Here is a 20,491-nt window from a genome sequence, read left to right as displayed (position 1 = left end):
GTTGCGGGAGGATCAGCAGGTAGGGGCGACGTTGATGATGCGGATCAATGCACTGTTTCCCGAAGCCCGGGAGCTTGCTGTGGCGAGGGAGCTTGCTCCCGCTGGAGTGCGAAGCGCTCCCAGGATTTTTGGGGCCGCTGCGCAGCCCAGCGGGAGCAAGCTCCCTCGCCACAGAGGAACCCTTGCAGCAGGTTAAGCAGGCGGCTGGGTCTGGAGCATCGACGGCCGCTGACTCACCTCGGCATACCACGCCGCCAGCTTCGGATGGCTCGACCGCCACTGCATGTCCGGGTGGCGGAAGTCCAGGTAAGCCAGTGCACACGCCACGCTGATCGCCGCCACATCAAACGGCCCGGCCAGCTCTGCAATGGCGTCCTGTTCCAGCATGTCGAGGGCGCGGCGGATCTTGTCCCGCTGGCCCTCCAGCCACAGGTCCCAGTGTTTTTCCTCGGGGCGCATGGCGGTTTCATAACGCACCAGCACGGCGGCATCCATGATGCCGTCGGCGGTCGAGGCCAGGGTCAGGCGCCGCCAGCGGGCAGGGCCGTCGCGTGGGATCAGTGGGGTCCCGGCATGTTGGTAGTCGAGGTAATCCAGGATCACCCGGCTGTCGTGTAATGCATTGCCATCGGCCAGGCGCAGCGCGGGGATCTTGCCCAGCGCGTTGTCCAGGATTACATCGGCATCGGGCTTGACCGGCGTCGGCACGCAGGCGTGCAAGGTCACGCGATTCAGTTGGCCGGTCTCGTGCAGCAGTACCCGTACTTTGCGAACAAACGGCGAGGCAGGGTTGTGGAACAACGTCATGCTTGAGGTGGACATGGGCATTCCTCTGTAGGAGCGAGCTTGCTCGCGAAAGGCGTCAACGATAACGCAGCGCGTCTGGTTTAACGCGGCGCTCTCAGGTTTTTCGCGAGCAAGCTAGCGCCTACAAAAGGCCCATACCCCAATTGCAGCCGGAATGCCCAGCCCCACCCAGCTCAACGAATCCCACAACCCATCCCCCAGCAACGCCGCAAACAACCCGGCCGCACTCAGTAACCCAATGGCCAGTGGGATGCTGAACACCTTCCAGAAATTCGACTGCCGCGGCTTCATGACTTGGCCGCCTTGCGCCGCACCAGCCACAGGTACACGCCACTGCCCAGAACGATGATGGTCAGCACATCCAGCACCGCCCAGAGAATCTTCATCGGCATGCCGCCGTAGTCACCGAAGTGCAGCGGTTGGGACATGCCCATGGCGTCCATGTACCACGGCCGTTCGGCGATGGCGGTGACGTGCAGGTTGCTGGCGTCGATCAACACCGGCGTCAGCAGGTGCGAGGTCAGGTGAGTGCTGCCTTTCATGAACACCGCGTAGTGATGCTCGCTGGAAAAGCGCGTGCCGGGGAACGCGATAAAGTCCGGCTCCATGCCCGGCGCGGCCTTGGCGGCGATCGTCAGCAGGTCGGTGGCGGGGGCGCGCAAGGTCAGCGGCGGGGCGTTTTTGTAGGGTTCGATCATCGCGCTGAGGCTGTCGGTACGCCAGGCGGCGATGATCAGGTCGGCGCAGGCGCTGATCACGCCGGTCACGCCCACCACCAGCGCCCAGGTCAGGGTGACCACGCCGATCAGGTTGTGCAGGTCGAGCCAGCGCAGGCGGGTGGATTTGTCCTGGCGCACCGTGGCGAATTTCAGCCGGCGCATGAACGGCAGGTACAACACCGTGCCGGAGATAATCGCCAGCACAAACAGAATGCCCATGAACGCCAACAGCAACTTGCCCGGCAACCCGGCGAACATATCGACGTGCAGGCGCAGCAGGAACATCGTCAGCCCACCGTTGGCCGACGGCGTTTCCACCGCTTCACCGGTGCGGGCGTCGAGCATGAAGGTGTGGGACGAATTGGGCTCCGTGCCGGCGGTGGCGGCCATGATCGCGATCACGCCGTTCTTGTCGTCTTCGTCCCAGGCCAGGTATTGCATGGCTTCGCCGGGGCGATGGGCCTGGGCCTTGGCTACCAGCTGTTCGAGGTTCAGCTGTGGGGTGTCCGCCGGCATGTGTGCCAGCTCGGGTTCGTTGCCCAGCAGGTGGTCGATCTCGTGGTGGAAGATCAATGGCAGGCCGGTGAGGGCGAGCAGCAGCAGGAACACGGTGCAGACGAGACTGGTCCAGGTGTGGATGAAGGACCAGCGGCGGATGGTTTTGCTTTTCATTTTCTAGCCTTCAGACACACCGAAGCCGCCCAAAGGGGCGGCCTGGTTGTTAGCTCAGTCGATTACCACTGGTAGGTGGCACTGGCGACCACGCTGCGCTGGTCGCCGTAGTAGCAGTACGAAGCGTCGCAGGTGGAAATGTAGTCCTTGTCGAACAGGTTGGTGGCGTTGAGTTTCAGCGATGCACCTTTGAGACTGTTGTCCAGGCGGCCGAGGTCGTAGTGCACCGAGGCGTCGAACACGGTGTAGGCATCGGCTTTGCCCAGCCAGGTGTTGCCTTGGTCGCCATAGGTGTTGCCGGTGTAGCGGGCACCCGCGCCAATACCAAAACCGTCGAGTACACCGGCGTGCCAGGTGTAGTCGGTCCACAGGGACGCTTGCTGGTTCGGCATCAGTTGCAGGCGGTTGCCTTTGTATTGGCCTTTTTGAACTTCGGATTTGGCCAAGGTGTACGCAGCGATGACCTTGAGGTTCTCGGTCACGTCAGATACGGCTTCCAGTTCCAGGCCCTTGACCTTCACTTCGCCGGTCTGGTTGGTGATCGACTGGCCACCGGCACCGAAGCTGGTAACCAGCACGTTCTTTTGGGTCAGGTCGTAGACGGCCGCACTCAGCAGGGTATTTGAGCCGGGCGGCTGGTACTTGACCCCCAGTTCCCATTGCTTGCCTTCGGTGGGTTTGTACGACTCGGTCGGCGAGACGCTGGCGTTGCTCGCTGGCTGGAACGATTCGGCGTAGGAGAGGTAAGGCACGAAGCCCGAATCGAACACATAGCTCAGTGCGGCGTTGCCACTGAAATTCTTGCTGCGGTCGGTATTGGTTGCATCGTTTTTGTTGAAGTACGTGGTGCCTTGGTGCACCCAGTCTTCACGACCGCCCAATGTCAGGCGCCACTTGTCCAAGGCCATCTGGTCCTGGGCGTACAGGCCGGTCTGGATAGTTTTCTGGTTGTAGTCGTAATAAGCCGTGGAGCGCGCCGGGCGCACCACCGGCGTGGTGTTGACCGGGTTGTAGAGGTTGACCGTCCCGCCATCACCGAAGATCGACAGGTAGGAGGTGTCGGTGCGCTGGTGATCCAGGCCGAGCAGCAGGGTGTGGGTGATGTCGCCCGTGGCGAAGTCAGCCTGGAAATTGTTGTCTACGGCGAACTGGCCGATGTTTTCGTCCACGTTGGTCGACCCGCGGCTGGTATTACCCTCGGCATCAATGGTCGAGAAGCCGTAGGAGCCTACGGTAAGTTGTTGGAAGGACAGTTCCGACTTGGTGTAGCGCAGGTTCTGCTTGAACTGCCAGGTGTCGTTGAAGCGATGCTCAAAGGCATAGCCCAGTGCGTAGTAGGTGCGGTCGTAGTACTCGTAGTCCGGATCGCCGAGGTTTTTGTGATGAGATATGTCGCCCAGTGGCGAGTGGATCTTGGTGCCTACAATCGGCAGAAACTGACTGGTAGCGCCGGTATCGTCACGAGTGAACTGCGACAGGAAAGTCAGCTTGGTGTCGGTGTCGATGTTCCACGTCAGGCTGGGGGCGATGTTGTAGCGCTTGTTGTCGATGTGATCGACCTGAGTGCCAGCATCGCGCACCACACCGCTGAGGCCGTAGAGAAACTGGCCTTCATCATCAATCTTGCCGGTGCTGGCGAAGTTGATCTGGCGGTAGTTGTCGCTGCCGTATTGCACTTGGATAGCATTGCTCGATTCAGCGCTGGGACGTCGGCTGACCATGTCCAGCAGACCGCCCGGTGGGGTCTGGCCGTAGACCGACGAGGCTGGGCCACGCAGCAGCGCGAGGCGGTCGAGGTTCCAGGTTTCGGCTTTGGGATTGGCGTACACGCCGCGGGGCAGCGGCAGGCCATCGAGGAATTGGGTGGGTTCGAAGCCGCGTACACGCATCCAGTCGTAGCGGGTGTCACTGCCGTAGCTGGCGGACACGATGCCGGGCATGTACTTCACGGCGTCATCCAGGTTCTGGACGTTGCGGTCCTGCATTTGTTGTCGGGTGGCGACAGAAATCGAGCGCGGGGCTTCGACCAGTGCGGTATCGGTCTTGGTGCCGGCAGCGGTGCGAGACGCCAGGTAGCCGTCAACCGGCCCCCACGCACTCTCCGCATCCGCCTGCCCGGTAATGCTGGTCTCCGGCAGCGCCACAACCCCATCCGGAATCGCTACCAGGCTGAACGTGCCTGCACTGCTTTGCTCCAGTTGCAGCCCGGTCCCACGCAACGCTTCACGCAACGCACCCTGCGCATCGAATTGGCCCTTCACCGGTGCGGAAGTCTTGCCCGAGGCCAACCCTGGATTCAGCGTCAGCGCCAAGCCCGCCTGGCTGGCGATCTGGTTCAGGGTGGTGGACAGCGGCGCTGCCGGCAGGTTGTACGCGCGCACGCTGGATGCCTGTTCGGCGGCGATCAGCTGAGTGCTGGCCAGCGGGGCGCTGAGGGCAATAGCCACGGCTAACAGGCTGGGGCGCAACAAGGTGTCTAGCGTGCGGGACATACGGCGGCTCCTGAATGGAAATATTTCTCAATTGCCTATGTGCCGAACGAAATGCAAAAAGTGATAGGGCCGAATGAAAATAATTTCTATTTGGCCCGCATCGGTAGCTCCAGGCGCTATTTTTCCGTAGCAGCTGTCGAGCCCAAGCGAGGCTGCGTCGGGCGCGACTCGGTACGATGCCAGGCTGAAGTTTGGCAGCGCTGCCAACCCAGCCTCGCTTAGGCTCGACAGCTGCTACGCGGCTATTGAGTGCGCTACGCGGCTATTGCGTGGGCGGCTTGGCCTTTACGGTGACCCACCATGGGGTGTGCTGTTCGATTTGCACGGGCAAGGTTGGCAGCAATGCATTCAGCGCCAGGTTGGTGTCGTGCAACGGGAAGCTGCCGGTGATCCGCAGGTCGGCCACTTGTTTATCCACACCCAGGTATCCGGTGCGGTAGCGGCTCAGTTCCTCAACCACATCGCCGAGGCGCGCGTTGTCTACCACCAGCATGCCGCGTGTCCAGGCGTCGGTGCCGGGGCTGACAGCCAGCATCGGGCCGAGGCCGTCGCGGCGCATCAGTACTTGCTGGCCTTCCTTGAAGATCTGCTCCTGATGCAACGCCTCAGGCTGCGCGCCGACGGCAGACTGCAACACGCTGAGGCGCGTGCCGTCCTCTTCGCGCTTGACGATAAACCGCGTGCCCAAGGCGCGCAGGCTGCCTTCGCGGGTTTCGACAAAAAACGGGCGGGCGTCGTTATGGCCGGTCTCGACGAGGATCTCGCCTTCCTGCAACACGATCACTCGGCGTTTTTCGTCGAAGCGCACGTCGATCGCGCTGTGGGTATTGAGGTTGATCACCGTACCGTCCGCCAGCTTGAGCGTGCGCTGTTCGCCGGTGGCGGTGCGCTGGTCGGCCAGCCAATAGTTGAGCGGCATGTAGCGCTGGCCAGCGAAGAGCACCAGGCCGCACACCAGCACCACGCTGGCCAGGCCGCTGCCGAGCTTGCGCACGCGCCGGCGAATGCCTTCGCGCGAGTTCAATAACGCCGCACGGGCCGGGCCCGAGGCCACGCTGAAACGCTGATCGAGCATGCCCAGTTGGCGCCAGGCCCGGGCGTGTTCTTCATCGCTGGCCAGCCATTTGGCGAATTCTTCCTGTTCCACCGCGCTGCCGTCGCCCGAACCGAGGGACAGTTGCCAGGCAATGGCTGCATCGAGCACCCGCGCCGTCACCGGCTTGGAACTGACCGGGCTCACAGCGGCTCGCCGTACAAGGCGATGTAGCACTGTCGAATGCCCTGGGCCAGGTATTGCCGCACCCGGGGCACGGAAACCCCGAGGCGCTGGGCGATTTCGGCGTGGCCCATGCCATCGAGGCGGTTATAGAGGAAGGCCGCGCGGGCTTTGCTCGAGAGTTTGCCCAGCAGGCGGTCGATGGCCTTGAGGTCTTCGAGGATCAGTTGCTGCTCTTCCGGTGACGGGTGCTCGCTTTCCGGGATCAGCATCAGCTCGGTGAGGTAAGCCTGTTCCAGCGCGGCGCGGCGGAAGTAGTCGAACAGCAGTCCCTTGGCGATGGCCACCAAGAAGGCCCGCGGCTCGCGGGGTTCGCGCAGTTCTTCACGGCCCAGCAGGCGCATGAAGGTGTCCTGGCTCAGGTCTTCGGCACGGCTGGGGCAGGCCACATTGCGTCGCAGCCACGCCAACAGCCAGCTGCGATGGTCGCGGTATAACGCGCCAACAAGCTCACTGTGGGGACTTTGGATTGACGACAAGGCGACACCGATCGGAAAGTTTAAACTAACGAGAATTATTCGCGATTGTGGCAGAGGTGTAAGGCGGGTGCAATTGGCGTTGGTCGGGCGGCGGCGTAATGATATCTATCATGATGATGCAGCTTACTGTGGCGAGGGAGCTTGCTCCCGCTCGGCTGCGCAGCAGTCGTAATCCAGGCAGTGCATTTATTCAGTTGGAAATGGGTTGGCTGATTTTGGGGGCGCTTCGCACCCCGGCGGGAGCAAGCTCCCTCGCCACAATTAGAATGAGGGCGCTTGCTTGCGGCGTTTCCATTGGCCCAGGCGCTGTTGTAACGCGTGCGGGCTGTCGATCTGCTGCTGCCGTGCGCGGCTGAACAAAATCAACATCAACTCCGCCGTCGCCAACGCATCCGCACTGGCGTGATGGCGCTCGCCCACCTGCAGCTTGAAATGCCCGATCCAGTCGTCCAGTCCGGCTTCGCGAATATTGGCATCAGGGCACAGCAGCGGGGCGATGTCGGCCACGTCCAGGAACGGGTGGTTCAAGCGATAGCCCAGGCTGTCCTTGAGTGCCCGGCACAGCATGTGTTGATCGAAGGGCGCATGAAACGCCAGCAACGGGCTGTCGCCGACAAACTCCATGAAGTCCATCAGCGCTTCTGCCGGGTTACTGCCCGCCGCGATGGCGCTGGGCCCCAGGCCGTGGATCAGCACACTGGGGCTGAGCTTGGCCTCGGCCCGTTGCAGGGTGCGTTCGAACAGTTGGGAGAAATCCACTGCGCCGTCCTCGATCACCACCGCGCCGATGGAAAGCACTTGGTCACGATTGAGGTTCAGGCCGCTGGTTTCCAGGTCCACCACCACCCAACGCTGGTCCCGCAGCGAACCGTCCCCCAGCTCTCGAGGTTTGGGCAATTGCTCAACCCGCCGCTGTTGCGCCGCGTCCAGCCCAGGTTTGGGTTTGCGCAGCCAGCCAAACAAGCTCACAGCTGATACCGCAAGGTCAGGCTGCTTTGCAGGCGTTGGGCCTGGCGCAGGGATTCGCGCAGGATGCGCCGGTCCAGGTGGTTTAGGCTGTCGGGGTCGACGCGGTTGGAATAGGGCAGGTTCTCGCGGGTTTGCAGTTGGTGCTGCTGCATGCGGGTTTGTTGGATGAAGTGGTAGGCCTCTTCATACGCCGCGCCGTCCAGGCGTTCGATGACTTCCTTGGCCACCAGTTGGCGCAAGCGCTCCAGGGTGTTGATGGCGCTGATGCCATTGGCCAATGCCAGCAGCCGGGCACCGTCGACAAAGGGCGTGAGGCCTTGCACCTTGAGGTCGAGTGTCGCCTTGTCTGCACCTTTGCGCGTCAGCACGAAATCCCGGAAACGCCCCACTGGCGGGCGCTGGCGTAACGCGTTGTCCGCCAGCATGCGCTGGAACAAACGGTTGTCTGCGACTTGGTCGAGAATGCCCTGGCGCAATTGCTCGCACCCTTGCTCATCGCCCCAAACCACCCGCAAATCAAAATAGATGCTCGAACCCAGCAGGTTCTCTGGCGTTGCCTCACGGATAAACCCGGCAAAACGCCGGGCCCATTCAGCCCGGGACAGGCACAGCTCAGGGTTGCCGGCCATGATGTTGCCCTTGCACAGGGTAAAGCCGCACAGCGCCAGGCTCTGGTTGATCTGCTGTGCCAGCGGCAGCAGGCGGCCACGAATCTCGGCGGCTTCGGCGGCGTCCTTGGCTTCGAACAGGATGCCGTTGTCCTGGTCGGTATACAGCGTTTGTTCGCGGCGACCCTCGCTGCCGAAACACAGCCAGCTGAACGGCACGCCGGGGTCGCCTTTTTCGGCCAGGGTCAGTTCGATGACGCGGCACACCGTGTGGTCGTTGAGCAAGGTGATGATGTGGGTGATCTGCGTGGACGAAGCACCGTGGGCGAGCATGCGCTCCACCAACTGGCCGATTTCGCCACGGATCGCCACCAGGTTTTCGACCCTGGGCGCATTGCGAATGGTGCGCGCGAGGTGCACCAGGTCTACCCGTTGCAGGGAAAACAGATCACGTTCGGAGACTACGCCGCACAGACGCTGATCCTTGACCAGGCACACGTGGGCAATATGCCGTTCGGTCATCGCGATCGCGGCGTCGAAGGCGCTGTGGTCCGGGGTGAGGAAGAACGGCGCCTGGGTCATATGGCGCTCGATGCTCTGGTTGAAATCACTGGTGCCGTCGGCCACCACCTGGCGCAGGTCCCGCAGGGTGAAAATCCCCAGGGGTGCCTTGTGCTCATCCACGATCACAATGCTGCCCACTTGCTGCTCGTGCATCTGCGTGACCGCTTCACGCAGCGGCGTCAGCGGGCTGCAGGTCACCGGATGACGCATGGCCAATTCGCCCAGGCGGGTGTTCAGCGAGTATTGCGTGCCGAGGGTTTCCACGGCCTTTTGCTGGACTTGCTGGTTGACCTGGTCCAGCAGGCTGCTCACCCCGCGCAAAGCGAAGTCGCGAAACACGCTGGAAAGGGCGAACAGCTTGATAAAGGCCGGCTTATTCAGTTGCAGGCAGAAGGTGTCTTCGGCGGCTTTATGCTCGGTGCGGGTCGCCCGTTCTCCGAGCAACGCCGCCAGCGGAAAACATTCACCGGTGGTGATTTCAAAGGTGGTTTCGGCCGAGTCGGGACGCTCGCCGACCACGCGCCCTTGCTTGACGATATAGAAGTGTTCCACCGGCCCGCCCGACGGCTTGAGGATGCTCTCGCCGGGGCCGTAGAAGCGCAATTGGCACTGCTCTACCAGAAATCCCAGGTGGGTGTTTTCCATCTGGTTGAACGGTGGGAAGCGTTGCAGGAATTGCAGGGTGCCGTGGATGTTCTGCAACACAGCGGTTTTCCCCGCTTGTGTGAAAGCATCAGCTTTACTCATACCTATGACCGCAGTTTTTTTGTCGTTATCGTGCCTCATGGTCGGCTCCTGCGCTGCGGGTGCCCATTGGACGTAAGTCTAGGTAGCGATTCGCCCTCACTGACTAGGGAAAAACCTTACATGAATATCGTCCAAACCCCGTAGAACGCCCACTAGGCAAACTTTCCGACGAAGTGCACATTGTTCGCCCTTCCGGTGATGTCTGACTTCTGTGCTGGGAGATTGATCAGAACTGCCGAGAAACGTATGTCCGACCACGATATTTTGAGTGACGCCGAGCGCGAGGCCCTGAGCGCGGTTATGCAGGAGCCTGATTTACCGCCACAACGGGTTTTGATCGTGGATGACGACAAGGACGCGCGTGAACTGCTGGCAGAAATTCTTGGTTTGGACGGCATTCGCTGCATGACCGCCGACAGCGGCGAGTCGGCATGGGACTTGTTGAGCTCCACCAGCTCCATTGGCTTGCTGATCACCGACCTGCGCATGGCGCCGAGCAACGGGTTGCAATTGATTCGCCAGGTGCGCGGGTCCACCCGGGCCGCACTGCCGATCATCATCATGTCGGGGGATGCCGAGGCGCCGGATGTGATTGATGCGATGCATTTGAGCGTGGTGGACTTTTTGCTCAAGCCCATTGATAGCGTGAAGCTGGCGAAGATGGTGAAGCGGGAGTTGGGGATGGCGCAGTAACGGATCCTCCCGTGCAGCTGTCGAGCGCCAGCGAGGCTGCGTCGGTCGCACTGCCGATGATGATCCAGGCACTGAACCGAGTCGCGCCCGACGCAGCCTCGCCAAGGCTCGACAGCTGCTACGAAATGCCAAAAAAAGCCCTGACCATTTATTGATCAGGGCTTTTTCGTTTCCAGCGATTAGTTACAAGCCATTTTTGGCCTTGAACTCCCGACGCCGACGGTGCAACACCGGCTCGGTGTAACCGTTCGGCTGCTTGGTCCCTTCAATCACCAACTCCACCGCTGCCTGGAACGCGATGTTGCTGTCGAAATCCGGAGCCAGCGGGCGATACAGCGCGTCACCGGCGTTCTGACGGTCCACCACCGGCGCCATGCGCTTGAGGCTTTCCATCACCTGGCCTTCATTGACGATGCCATGGCGCAGCCAGTTGGCGATGTGCTGGCTGGAGATACGCAGGGTGGCACGGTCTTCCATAAGGCCGACGTCGTTGATGTCCGGCACTTTCGAACAACCCACGCCCTGGTCGATCCAGCGCACCACGTAACCGAGGATGCCCTGGGCGTTGTTGTCCAGTTCGTTGCGGATTTCTTCGTCGGACCAATCGGTATTTTGGGCCAGAGGAATGGTCAGGATATCGTCCACCGAAGCACGTTCGCGCTTGGCCAACTCGGCCTGGCGGGCGAATACGTCGACCTTGTGGTAGTGCAGCGCGTGCAGCGCAGCCGCCGTTGGCGAAGGAACCCACGCCGTGTTGGCGCCGGCCAGCGGGTGAGCAATCTTCTGCTCAAGCATGGCGGCCATCAGGTCGGGCATGGCCCACATGCCTTTGCCGATTTGTGCGCGGCCTTGCAGGCCGGTGCTCAAGCCGATATCGACGTTCCAGTTTTCGTAGGCGCCGATCCATTTCTCGGTCTTCATGGCGGCCTTTCGCACCATCGCGCCAGCTTCCATGGAGGTGTGGATTTCGTCGCCGGTGCGGTCGAGGAAGCCGGTGTTGATAAACACCACACGCTCGCTGGCCGCCTTGATGCAGGCCTTGAGGTTGACCGTGGTGCGGCGCTCCTCGTCCATGATCCCGACTTTGAGGGTGTTGCGTGGCAGCTTCAGCACGTCTTCGATACGGCCGAACAGCTCGTTGGTGAACGCAGCTTCTTCCGGGCCGTGCATCTTCGGCTTAACGATGTACACCGAACCGGTGCGGCTGTTCTTGCGGCTGGTGTTGCCGTTGAGGCTGTGGATCGCCGACAGGCTGGTAAGCAGGCCGTCGAGAATGCCTTCCGGCACTTCGTTGCCGTCTTTGTCGAGAATTGCGTCGATGGTCATCAAGTGGCCAACGTTACGCACGAACAGCAGCGAACGCCCGTGCAGGGTCACTTCTTTGCCGTCAGCACCGGTGTAAACGCGGTCGGCGTTCATAGTGCGGGTAAAGGTCTTGCCACCCTTGGCGACTTCTTCCGACAGGTCGCCCTTCATCAGGCCGAGCCAGTTGCGGTAGATCACCACCTTGTCATCGGCATCGACGGCAGCGACGGAGTCTTCGCAGTCCATGATGGTGGTCAGGGCGGCTTCCATCAGCACGTCTTTCACGCCGGCGGCGTCGGTCTGGCCGACCGGGGTGCTGGCGTCGATCTGGATTTCGAAGTGCAGGCCGTTGTGTTTGAGCAGGATAGCAGTCGGCTTGGCAGCGTCGCCCTGGTAGCCGATCAGTTGCGCATCGCTGCGCAGGCCGCTGTTGCTGCCGCCCTTGAGGCTGACCACCAGCTTGCCGTCGACGATCTTGTAGCCGGTGGAATCCACGTGGCTGCCAGCAGCCAGTGGTGCGGCTTCGTCGAGGAAGGCGCGGGCGAAGGCGATGACTTTGTCGCCACGCACCTTGTTGTAGCCTTTGCCCTTCTCGGCGCCGTCGGCTTCGCTGATGGCGTCGGTGCCATACAGCGCGTCATACAGGGAGCCCCAGCGCGCGTTCGAGGCGTTGAGGGCGAAACGGGCGTTCATCACCGGCACGACCAGCTGCGGGCCGGCCATGTGGGCAATTTCTTCATCGACGTTTTGGGTCGACGCCTGGAAATCCGCGGCTTCTGGCAGCAGGTATCCGATATCTTGAAGGAAGGCTTTGTAGGCCACGGCGTCGTGGGCCTGGCCGGCGTGTGCCTGGTGCCAGGTGTCGATCCGCACTTGAAAATCGTCGCGTTTGGCGAGTAGGGCTTTGTTCTTCGGCGCCAGGTCATGGATGACCTTGTCGGCACCGGCCCAGAACTGGTCGGCGGTAATGCCGGTACCAGGAATGGCTTCGTTGTTCACGAAGTCGAACAGGACTTTGGCGACCTGCAGGCCACCGACTTGAACGTGTTCAGTCATTGCTTGCCTCACTCTGCGGAGCTTATGCGCTTTTCAGCTTTTCAATTTACCAATGAAGCCTCTGGCCATGTAAACCGTGAACACGCTGCACCAGTACATGCCGTTGAAGGCGGCTGGGCGGGCTGCGTCGCGGTGCGTGGTTGCCTTGGCAGACATCGACCTAACGTTATGTAGTGCGCGATTGGGCATACTACATGATGAGTTGCGGTTGTGAAAATTAGACTAAATACGTCGTTTAGCGACCCACTTTGGTCGTACGGTCACAGTGGGGTACAGGATGTTCTCAAAAAACTATTAGATTGTTCCAGATAAATATAAAAATGGTACACGATTTGTTTTCGCGGGCGCCTGCGTCCACCTTGTAGGAGCGAGCTTGCTCGCGAAGGTCGTTAACGATAACGCGGGATGCCTGACACCCAACGGTGCTCTCACGTTCTTCGCGAGCAAGCTCGCTCCTACAAGAATCAAAAGAAGAGGACGACACCATGGACCATCTCGTACTGACTGTCATCGCCCCGGACAAACCCGGCGTGGTCGAACGCATCGCCCAATGCATCGCGTCCCACGGCGGCAACTGGCTGGAAAGCCGCATGGCGCACATGGCCGGGCAGTTTGCCGGGATCTTGCGGGTGAGCGTGCCGGCGGAAAATCGTCTGGATTTGATTGGGGCGCTGGAAGACTTGTCCACCCACGGCATTCGCGTACTGCTGGGCGAAAGCAGTTCGGTCGCCGCCAGTGAGTCGCAACCGATCGCGATGGCGCTGGTGGGCAATGACCGGCCGGGGATTGTTCGTGACATTACCGCGCTGCTCAGCAAGCAGGGCGTCAACCTGGAGCGCCTGATCACCGACGTGCGCCCGGCACCCATGAGCAGTGACCCGCTGTTTCACGCCGAAGCCTTGTTGGCGGTGCCTTTGACACTGCCGTTGGAGACCTTGCAGGCAGCATTGGAAACCCTGGCAGACGACCTGATGGTGGAGCTGGAACTGCGCAGCGAGGAATAGTTGCCCACAAGGTTATGCATGGAAATCTTGCATGGGCCTGTGGATAACCTGTAGAGACCCGTGTCCAGCCCAGGCGGGCCGTGGCTCTGCGTGGATTGAGCAAAAAACGAGCAGTTTCAAGGGCTTGTGCACAAACGCCGGGGATCAGGCTGTGGATAACCTTGGGGTGAATGCCTGCAAGCCACGCCGGCTGTGGCTTGCAGGGGTTTGTACGTTATTTGATCAGTTTTTCCGCATGGTCAGCCACGCGTCGAGGCTGTAAACCACCAGGCCGGCCCAGATAAAGCAGAAGGCGATCAACGTGGCCGGCGCCAGGTGTTCATTGAACAGCAACACCGCTTCCAGCAGCACCAGGGTCGGTGCCACATATTGCAGGAAACCCAGGGCGGTGTAGGGCAAATGCCGCGCGGCGGCGTTGAAACACACCAGCGGGATCAGCGTCACCGGGCCAGCGGCCACCAGCCACCACGCCTCGGAGGTGCTCCAGAATTCCATCTGTGCACTGTGTGCAGACGGGTTGAACAGCAGCCATGCAATGGCAATCGGCACCAACATCCAGGTTTCCACTACCAGCCCGGGCAGTGCCTTGACCGGCGCCTGCTTGCGGATCAAACCGTAGAAACCAAAGGTGGCTGCCAGTACCAGGGACACCCACGGCAAGCTGCCGACTTGCCACACCTGTTGCGCCACACCCACAGCAGCCAGCCCGACGGCGACCCATTGCAGGCGGCGCAGGCGCTCACCCAGGATCACCATGCCCAGCAGCACGTTCACCAGCGGGTTGATGTAGTAACCGAGACTGGCCTCGAGCATGCGGCCACTGTTCACCGACCACACATAGGTCAGCCAGTTGGCTGCGATCAAGGTGCCGCTCAGGGCCAGGATCGCCAGTCGCTTGGGATTGTCCCGCAGTTCGCGAAACCAGCCCGGGTGTTTCCAGACCATCAGCAGCAAACTGCCGAACAGCGCCGACCACAGCACGCGGTTGACGATGATTTCTGCGGCGGGAACGCTGGCGATGGCTTTGAAGTAGATCGGGAACAGGCCCCAGATGACGTAGGCACTCAGGCCCAAGATGTACCCGCGACGGGGGTTGGCGGCTTGCATGCAGAATCCTTGCTTAGGCAGCTAACAAAGCCGCGATTGTAAGGATATTTTTCAGGGGATGTGTGTTGAAAGTGTAGGGCCCTAGGTCAGGGCCCAGACGGTAGCGATCAGAACAGCTTCAACGGTTCTTCGTTGAGCGCCGACAACTGCTCACGCAACGCCAGCACTTGGTCGCCCCAGTAACGTTCGCTGCCGAACCACGGGAAGCTATGGGGGAACGCAGGGTCGTCCCAGCGTCGTGCGAGCCAGGCGCTGTAGTGCATCAGACGCAGGGCGCGCAGCGGTTCGATCAGGGCCAGTTCGCGTGGGTCGAAGTCGTGGAATTCCTGGTAGCCGTCCATCAATTCCGACAGCTGCCCCAGGCATTCCTGACGGTCACCGGCGAGCATCATCCACAGGTCCTGAACGGCAGGGCCCATGCGGCAGTCATCGAGGTCGACGATGTGGAACATCTCGTCGCGGCACATCATGTTGCCGGGGTGGCAATCGCCGTGCATGCGGATGTTCTTGTGGGGCGTGGCCTTGTAGACCTCTTCCACACGCTTGAGCAGGTCGCGGGCCACGGACTCGTAGGCTGGCAGCAGGCTGCGAGGAATGAAATTGCCTTCCAGCAAGGTGTTCAGGGAGTCGTGACCGAAATTCTTCACGCCCAGGGCTTCGCGGTGCTCGAAGGGCCGGGTTGAGCCGACGGCGTGCAGACGCCCCAGCAGTTGGCCAAGACGGTACAACTGGTCGAGGTTGCCCGGCTCTGGCGCGCGGCCACCACGGCGCGGGAACAGGGTGAAGCGGAAACCGGCGTGTTCGAACAGGCTTTCGCCGTTGTGAATCATCGGCGCCACTACCGGCACGTCGCACTCGGCCAGTTCGAAGGTGAAGCTGTGTTCTTCGAGGATAGCCTCGTTGGTCCAGCGCTGTGGCCGGTAGAACTTGGCGATCAAGGGCTCGGAGTCTTCGATGCCGACCTGGTAGACACGGTTTTCGTAGCTGTTGAGCGCGAGGATGCGGGCGTCGCTGAGGAAACCGATGCTTTCGACAGCGTCGAGCACCAGGTCAGGGGTCAGTGTTTCAAACGGGTGTGCCATGCGAACTCCTGCGCGCAGCAGGGCGCCGCGTCCGGCCGGGTATGGTAACGCACACGGGCATAGATAGGTGGTGGGATAGGTGGTGGCTGTGCGGACGCCTTCGCGAGCAAGCCCGCTCCCACATTTGACCGCATTCCAAGGCTAGGACTCGGTTTAATGTGGGAGCGGGCTTGCTCGCGAAGGGGCCTTATCAGGCGCCGACGATCCCGCCATCGTCCCGACGAATCGCCATCACCGAGGACCGCGGCTTGCCATTCGGCAGGTGTTCCGGCCAGGTCGAGCCACCGGTTTCGCCAGGATGCTGAATCCCCACAAACAGGGTTTTCTGGTCCGGCGAGAAGCTGATCCCGGTCACTTCACACGCCACCGGCCCCACCATGAACCGGCGAATCTCACCGGTCGACGGATCGGCACAGAGCATCTGGTTATTGCCCATGCCGGCAAAGTCGCCGCCGTTGCTGTAGTCGCCATCGGTCAGGATCCACAACCGCCCGGCCTTGTCGAAGCCCAATCCATCCGGGCTGTTGAACATGTTCTGCGGATTGATGTTGGACGAGCCGCCCTTGGGCGTCCTGGCATGCAGCGCCGGGTTGCCGGCCACCACAAACAAATCCCAGCTGAAATCCGGCGCGCCATGGTCGTTGGCATTGGCCTTCCAGCGCAGGATCTGCCCGTAGACGTTTTTCTCCCGCGGGTTCGGGCCGCCGACCGGCTGGCCTTCTTCGCCGCGCTTGGCGTTGTTGGTCAGGGTGCAATACACCTGGCCGTCGGTGGGGCTGACCACGATCCATTCCGGGCGGTCCATGCGGGTGGCTTTCACCACGCTGGCGGCGAGGCGTGCGTGGATCAGCACTTCGGCCTGGCTGGCAAAACCGCTGTTGGCGTCGATGCCGTTCTTGCCGTAGGTCAGCTCGACCCATTGGCCCTGGCCCTTGGGATGGTCGGCATTGCCGTCGCCCGCGTCGAAGATCGCCACGTACAAGGTGCCGTGGTCCAGCAGGTCCTTGTTGGCCTTGGGGTTCTTGTGATTGATCTTGTCGCGGCTGATGAACTTGTAGATGAACTCGCCGCGTTCGTCGTCGCCCATGTACACCACGGCGCGACCGTCGCGGGTTTCCGCCAGGGCGGCGTTTTCGTGCTTGAAGCGGCCCAGGGCGGTGCGTTTGACCGGCGTGGATTGCGGGTCGAACGGGTCGATTTCCACCACCCAGCCATGGCGGTTGAGTTCGTTGGGGTTCTTGGCCATGTCGAAGCGCGGGTCGTGCGGGTGCCAGTTGATGTCTTTGCTCGCGGCCACCACACCGTAGCGTTTCTGCCCGGCGTCGAACGCCTGTTGCGGGTTGCTGCTGCCGAAGCAGTCGGTGAAGTTTTCTTCGCAGGTCAGGTAGGTGCCCCATGGGGTCTTGCCGTTGGCGCAGTTCTGGAAGGTGCCGAGGACTTTTTTGCCGGTTTTGTCGGCGCTGGTTTTCAGCCAGGCATGGCCCGCCGCCGGGCCGCCAAAGCGGATCGGCGAGTTGCCGTGGATGCGGCGGTTGTAGCGCGAGTCCTGGACAAACTGCCAGGTGTCGCCTTTGCGCCGCACTTCGATCACCGACACGCCTTCGCTGGCCAGCGCCTTGCGCACGTCTTCAGCCGATTGCGGCGCGCCGCCGTGGGTGTAGAGGTAGCGGTAGTTGGTGTATTCGTTGTTGATCGCCATCAGCGCGCGGTTGTCGTCACCGGGGAAGGCGAACAGGCTCATGCCGTCGTTGTTGTCGCCGAACTGTTGTTCCTGGGCCTTGGCGGTGCCGTTGCCGCTGGGGTCGAAGGCAGGCGCATTCTTGTGCAGCGGCTGGCCCCAGCTGATCAGTACCGAGGCGCTGTAGCCGGGCGGCAGGGTGATGGTGTCGCTGGTGGCTGCGGCGATGCTGGTGAAACCCAGTAGTGGGCTGTTTGCTGCGGCGTTGACCGCCAGGGCGCTGCGGGTCAGCAGGTTGCCGCCGAGAAACATCGCGGCACCGCAGAGGGCGCCGGCGCCGATAAACCGCCGGCGGGTGAGGCCGACCATCTGTTCCAGGTCGGTGGCTTGGTTTTCTTCTAATAGGCTCATTTCAGGCTCCCTGCGGGTTTTTGCAGACACCTTAGGGAGCGGTCGTGACGAAATTGTTGCAGTTTGAAGCGTTACACCGGGGTGCCCAGCAGCACGTTGCTGGGGGAGAACTGCACCTTCACTTGCAGGCCTTTGGTAACGGCGATCTGCGCAAGCGCGTCGGGCCGGGCCAGGGCACATAAAACCTGGCCATTGGGCAGGGTGATACGAACCTCGCTGGGGCCGTCTTCGGCGTCGAGAATTGCCTCGATTTTTCCTTTCAGGCAATTGTGTCCAGGTGTTTCTGACTGCGAGGCGGCCAGCACTTCAAGCCAGCCGGCCTTGATCAGAGCGACCACTTCGGTGCCAGTCTCCAACTCCAGATGCACGGTGCTGTCGTGGGTGATTTGCGCATCCAGGCTCAGGCCTGCGGCCAGTTCCAGGCGAATCAGGTCGTTGCGGCCATGGCTGTCGATAGCAATGACCTTGCCGTGCAACTGGTTGCGCGCGCTGGTGCGCAGCATCAGGCGGCCCAGCAGGTTGAAGTCGCTGGCGTCTTCGGCGGAATCCAGCACCTGGGCTTGCAACACTTGCAAGCGCTGGTAGAGGCGCAATACCCGTTCGCCCTCTGCCGTCAGCTTGGCGCCGCCACCGCCTTTGCCGCCGACACTGCGTTCCACCAGGGGCTTTTGCGCCAGGTTGTTCAGCTCGTCGATGGCGTCCCAGGCAGCCTTGTAACTCAGGCCGGCACTCTTTGCCGCACGGGTGATGGAGCCCTGCTCGGCAATGTGTTGCAACAGCGCAATGCGCTGGGGGCGACGGACGATGTGTTGGCTCAAGAGGGTTGGCAGGGACATGGGGACACGCTTCGATGGAATGGGCAGACGTTGCGGGCAGGGCGCCTGAGAGTCAAGTCATGTGCCGGGCTTGGGCGTGCGCGCCAGGCAATACACATCCACCTGTCGGGCGCCGGCGTCCATCAATAGGCGGGCCAGGCTGTTGGCGGTGGCGCCGGTAGTCAGTACGTCATCAATCAGCGCCAGGTGCCGGCCTTTGATTTGCGCACCGTCCGCCAAGGCAAAGGCCTGGAGCAGGTTGCGCTTGCGGGTCTTGGCGTCCAGGTCCTGTTGCGCCACCGTTTCATGAGGCCGTAACAGCAGGTGCTCGTCGTAGGGGATATTCAGGTCCTTGCTCAGCCAGCGCGCGAGCATGGCTGACTGGTTGTAACCCCGTTCCCGCAGGCGTTTGCGAGCCAAGGGCACGGGCAGCAGGCAGTCGGGGCGCGTCAGTTCGGCATCGTCATAACGGTGTTGCAGAAACTGCCCCAGCAGGTGCGCGAGCAAATGGCCGAGGGGCCATCGGGCCTGGTGCTTGAAACTACTGATCAGGCTGTCGATGGGAAAGCTGTAGGTCCAGGGTGCAACCACCTGTTTAAACGCCGGTGGCCGCTTCAGGCATTGGCCGCATATCAGGCCTGTCATGGGCAACGGCAGTGCACACACCTCGCAATGATCCATCAACCAAGGCAGTTCGGTTTCGCAGGCGTTGCAGATGGAATGGGCTGTTTCGCTGCTTTCATCGCAGACTAAGCAGATTTGGTCGCTTTTTAACCAGATGTAAACCTCGTGTTTGTTCTCAAGTTGACAGTGCATGAATCTTCCTTAAATATGCCGAGCATCCGTGTCGTGCCTGTGGGTATTACTTCCCGCAGGGCTTGCCAAAGCATAATCAAGGAATCGCCCATGAGCGCCAGCATCACTGCCAACCTGCGTCACGATTGGTCTTTAGCCGAAGTCAAAGCGCTGTTCGTGCAGCCCTTCAACGACCTGTTGTTCCAGGCGCAGACCGTGCACCGCGCGCATTTCGACGCCAACCGCGTCCAGGTTTCCACGCTGCTGTCGATCAAGACCGGCGCCTGCCCGGAAGATTGCAAATATTGTCCGCAGTCGGGCCACTACAACACGGGCCTGGAAAAAGAGAAGCTGATGGAAGTGCAGAAGGTCCTCGAAGAGGCCGCCCGCGCCAAGGCCATCGGTTCGACCCGCTTCTGCATGGGCGCCGCCTGGAAGCATCCGTCGGCCAAAGACATGCCCTATGTGCTGGAAATGGTCAAAGGCGTGAAAGCCATGGGCCTGGAAACCTGCATGACCCTCGGCCGCCTCGACCAGGACCAGACCGAAGCCCTGGCCCAGGCCGGCCTCGATTACTACAACCACAACCTCGACACGTCGCCGGAGTTCTACGGCTCGATCATCACCACCCGCACCTACGGCGAACGCCTGCAAACCCTGGCCTACGTGCGTGATTCAGGGATGAAAATCTGCTCGGGTGGCATCCTCGGCATGGGCGAGTCGCTGGACGACCGCGCCAACCTGCTGATCCAACTGGCCAACCTGCCGGAGCATCCGGAATCGGTGCCGATCAACATGCTGGTGAAAGTCGCCGGTACGCCGCTGGAAAACGCCGACGACATCGACCCGTTCGACTTCATCCGCATGCTGGCAGTGGCGCGCATCCTGATGCCGCAGTCCCATGTGCGGCTGTCGGCCGGGCGTGAGGCGATGAACGAGCAGATGCAGGCCCTGGCGTTTTTTGCCGGTGCCAACTCGATTTTCTACGGCGACAAACTGCTGACCACCGCCAACCCGCAGGCGGACAAGGACATGCAACTGTTCTCGCGCCTGGGCATCTTGCCGGAAGCCCGCGAAGAGCACGCCGATGAAGTGCACCAGGCGGCGATCGAGCAGGCGCTGGTGGAGCAGAAGAGCAGCGAGCAGTTCTATAACGCGGCTGTTTAAGCCATTTCTCCTGCCGAAGTGCGATCCAGTGTGGGAGTTGGCTTG

The 20,491-nt window shown here is 61.5% G+C and carries 18 protein-coding genes; 4 read left to right on the top strand and 14 right to left on the bottom strand.

Translation table 11 applies throughout. The features are described 5' to 3' along the window. Nucleotides 1–192 precede the first annotated feature (192 nt). The 8 genes from ACA046_RS30125 to ACA046_RS30090 form a co-directional block, all read right to left on the bottom strand. The gene (locus ACA046_RS30125; protein ID WP_497675504.1) at nucleotides 193–822 is read right to left on the bottom strand and encodes a glutathione S-transferase; all 630 of its coding nucleotides are present in this window, start codon (nucleotides 820–822) and stop codon (nucleotides 193–195) included. Between the two features lie 99 nt (nucleotides 823–921). Further along, entirely contained in the window at nucleotides 922–1,098 is a 177-nt protein-coding gene (locus ACA046_RS30120) for a hypothetical protein (RefSeq protein WP_497675503.1), read from the bottom strand. Further along, a complete protein-coding gene (locus ACA046_RS30115) occupies nucleotides 1,095–2,198 on the bottom strand; it encodes a PepSY-associated TM helix domain-containing protein (protein WP_497675502.1) in 1,104 nt (367 codons plus the stop codon). The genes ACA046_RS30120 and ACA046_RS30115 overlap by 4 nt, the downstream gene beginning before the upstream one ends. A gap of 62 nt (nucleotides 2,199–2,260) precedes the next feature. Then, nucleotides 2,261–4,690, bottom strand: coding sequence for a TonB-dependent siderophore receptor (locus tag ACA046_RS30110; protein ID WP_497675501.1), 2,430 nt, complete (start codon nucleotides 4,688–4,690; stop codon nucleotides 2,261–2,263). A 262-nt stretch (nucleotides 4,691–4,952) separates the two neighbouring features. Beyond that, nucleotides 4,953–5,930, bottom strand: coding sequence for a FecR domain-containing protein (locus tag ACA046_RS30105; protein WP_459024276.1), 978 nt, complete (start codon nucleotides 5,928–5,930; stop codon nucleotides 4,953–4,955). Next, on the bottom strand, nucleotides 5,927–6,445 hold the full coding sequence (locus ACA046_RS30100; protein ID WP_010167452.1) for an RNA polymerase sigma factor: 519 nt from the start codon (nucleotides 6,443–6,445) through the stop codon (nucleotides 5,927–5,929). Before ACA046_RS30100 ends, ACA046_RS30105 begins: the two co-directional genes overlap by 4 nt. Nucleotides 6,446–6,706: 261 nt before the next feature. Further along, complete coding sequence (locus ACA046_RS30095) at nucleotides 6,707–7,414, bottom strand: 3'-5' exonuclease (protein WP_459024273.1); 708 nt, start codon at nucleotides 7,412–7,414, stop codon at nucleotides 6,707–6,709. After that, nucleotides 7,411–9,333 carry a putative nucleotidyltransferase substrate binding domain-containing protein gene (locus ACA046_RS30090; protein ID WP_497675500.1) on the bottom strand — a complete coding sequence of 641 codons (1,923 nt, stop codon included), beginning with the start codon at nucleotides 9,331–9,333 and terminating at the stop codon, nucleotides 7,411–7,413. The genes ACA046_RS30095 and ACA046_RS30090 overlap by 4 nt, the downstream gene beginning before the upstream one ends. A gap of 246 nt (nucleotides 9,334–9,579) precedes the next feature. Between ACA046_RS30090 and ACA046_RS30085 the strand changes: the two genes are divergently transcribed. Together ACA046_RS30085 and ACA046_RS30080 are read left to right on the top strand one after the other, a co-directional pair. After that, on the top strand, nucleotides 9,580–10,026 hold the full coding sequence (locus ACA046_RS30085) for a response regulator (protein ID WP_076017856.1): 447 nt from the start codon (nucleotides 9,580–9,582) through the stop codon (nucleotides 10,024–10,026). Nucleotides 10,027–10,037: 11 nt separating this feature from the next. Next, entirely contained in the window at nucleotides 10,038–10,181 is a 144-nt protein-coding gene (locus ACA046_RS30080) for a hypothetical protein (protein ID WP_497675499.1), read from the top strand. A gap of 28 nt (nucleotides 10,182–10,209) precedes the next feature. Here ACA046_RS30080 and ACA046_RS30075 read toward each other — a convergent pair whose 3' ends face one another. Continuing rightward, nucleotides 10,210–12,387 (bottom strand): malate synthase G, encoded by a 2,178-nt coding sequence (locus tag ACA046_RS30075; protein WP_497675498.1) that lies wholly within the window; start codon nucleotides 12,385–12,387, stop codon nucleotides 10,210–10,212. A gap of 485 nt (nucleotides 12,388–12,872) precedes the next feature. On the opposite strand from ACA046_RS30075, the gene ACA046_RS30070 reads away from it, so the two are divergent. Next, on the top strand, nucleotides 12,873–13,391 hold the full coding sequence (locus ACA046_RS30070; protein ID WP_088423326.1) for a glycine cleavage system transcriptional repressor: 519 nt from the start codon (nucleotides 12,873–12,875) through the stop codon (nucleotides 13,389–13,391). Nucleotides 13,392–13,613: 222 nt separating this feature from the next. Here ACA046_RS30070 and rarD read toward each other — a convergent pair whose 3' ends face one another. The 5 genes from rarD to ACA046_RS30045 form a co-directional block, all read right to left on the bottom strand. Continuing rightward, nucleotides 13,614–14,498, bottom strand: a complete 885-nt coding sequence (gene rarD, locus ACA046_RS30065) for an EamA family transporter RarD (protein WP_076017859.1) — start codon at nucleotides 14,496–14,498, stop codon at nucleotides 13,614–13,616. Between the two features lie 107 nt (nucleotides 14,499–14,605). Then, a complete protein-coding gene (locus ACA046_RS30060; protein WP_017476395.1) occupies nucleotides 14,606–15,580 on the bottom strand; it encodes a serine/threonine protein kinase in 975 nt (324 codons plus the stop codon). Nucleotides 15,581–15,770: 190 nt separating this feature from the next. Beyond that, nucleotides 15,771–17,669, bottom strand: a complete 1,899-nt coding sequence (locus ACA046_RS30055; RefSeq protein ID WP_497675497.1) for a PhoX family protein — start codon at nucleotides 17,667–17,669, stop codon at nucleotides 15,771–15,773. A gap of 71 nt (nucleotides 17,670–17,740) precedes the next feature. Continuing rightward, entirely contained in the window at nucleotides 17,741–18,505 is a 765-nt protein-coding gene (locus ACA046_RS30050; protein WP_497675496.1) for a TOBE domain-containing protein, read from the bottom strand. Between the two features lie 57 nt (nucleotides 18,506–18,562). Then, a complete protein-coding gene (locus tag ACA046_RS30045; RefSeq protein ID WP_497675495.1) occupies nucleotides 18,563–19,300 on the bottom strand; it encodes a ComFC family protein in 738 nt (245 codons plus the stop codon). A gap of 90 nt (nucleotides 19,301–19,390) precedes the next feature. Between ACA046_RS30045 and bioB the strand changes: the two genes are divergently transcribed. Beyond that, complete coding sequence (gene bioB, locus ACA046_RS30040; protein ID WP_003211072.1) at nucleotides 19,391–20,446, top strand: biotin synthase BioB; 1,056 nt, start codon at nucleotides 19,391–19,393, stop codon at nucleotides 20,444–20,446. Nucleotides 20,447–20,491: the final 45 nt, after the last annotated feature.

It is taken from the genome of Pseudomonas sp. LBUM1641, from assembly GCF_059716235.1.
Note: the sequence above shows the minus strand (reverse complement) of the source record. Positions and strands in the feature narration are given on the sequence as shown.

Coding starts and splice junctions, on each gene's coding strand:
- ACA046_RS30125 (WP_497675504.1), bottom strand. CDS start 822: ATGTCCACCTCAAGCATGACGTTGTTCCACAACCCTGCCTCGCCGTTT.
- ACA046_RS30075 (WP_497675498.1), bottom strand. CDS start 12,387: ATGACTGAACACGTTCAAGTCGGTGGCCTGCAGGTCGCCAAAGTCCTG.
- ACA046_RS30085 (WP_076017856.1), top strand. CDS start 9,580: ATGTCCGACCACGATATTTTGAGTGACGCCGAGCGCGAGGCCCTGAGC.
- rarD (WP_076017859.1), bottom strand. CDS start 14,498: ATGCAAGCCGCCAACCCCCGTCGCGGGTACATCTTGGGCCTGAGTGCC.
- ACA046_RS30110 (WP_497675501.1), bottom strand. CDS start 4,690: ATGTCCCGCACGCTAGACACCTTGTTGCGCCCCAGCCTGTTAGCCGTG.
- ACA046_RS30050 (WP_497675496.1), bottom strand. CDS start 18,505: ATGTCCCTGCCAACCCTCTTGAGCCAACACATCGTCCGTCGCCCCCAG.
- bioB (WP_003211072.1), top strand. CDS start 19,391: ATGAGCGCCAGCATCACTGCCAACCTGCGTCACGATTGGTCTTTAGCC.
- ACA046_RS30090 (WP_497675500.1), bottom strand. CDS start 9,333: ATGAGTAAAGCTGATGCTTTCACACAAGCGGGGAAAACCGCTGTGTTG.
- ACA046_RS30060 (WP_017476395.1), bottom strand. CDS start 15,580: ATGGCACACCCGTTTGAAACACTGACCCCTGACCTGGTGCTCGACGCT.
- ACA046_RS30070 (WP_088423326.1), top strand. CDS start 12,873: ATGGACCATCTCGTACTGACTGTCATCGCCCCGGACAAACCCGGCGTG.
- ACA046_RS30115 (WP_497675502.1), bottom strand. CDS start 2,198: ATGAAAAGCAAAACCATCCGCCGCTGGTCCTTCATCCACACCTGGACC.
- ACA046_RS30045 (WP_497675495.1), bottom strand. CDS start 19,300: ATGCACTGTCAACTTGAGAACAAACACGAGGTTTACATCTGGTTAAAA.
- ACA046_RS30120 (WP_497675503.1), bottom strand. CDS start 1,098: ATGAAGCCGCGGCAGTCGAATTTCTGGAAGGTGTTCAGCATCCCACTG.
- ACA046_RS30055 (WP_497675497.1), bottom strand. CDS start 17,669: ATGAGCCTATTAGAAGAAAACCAAGCCACCGACCTGGAACAGATGGTC.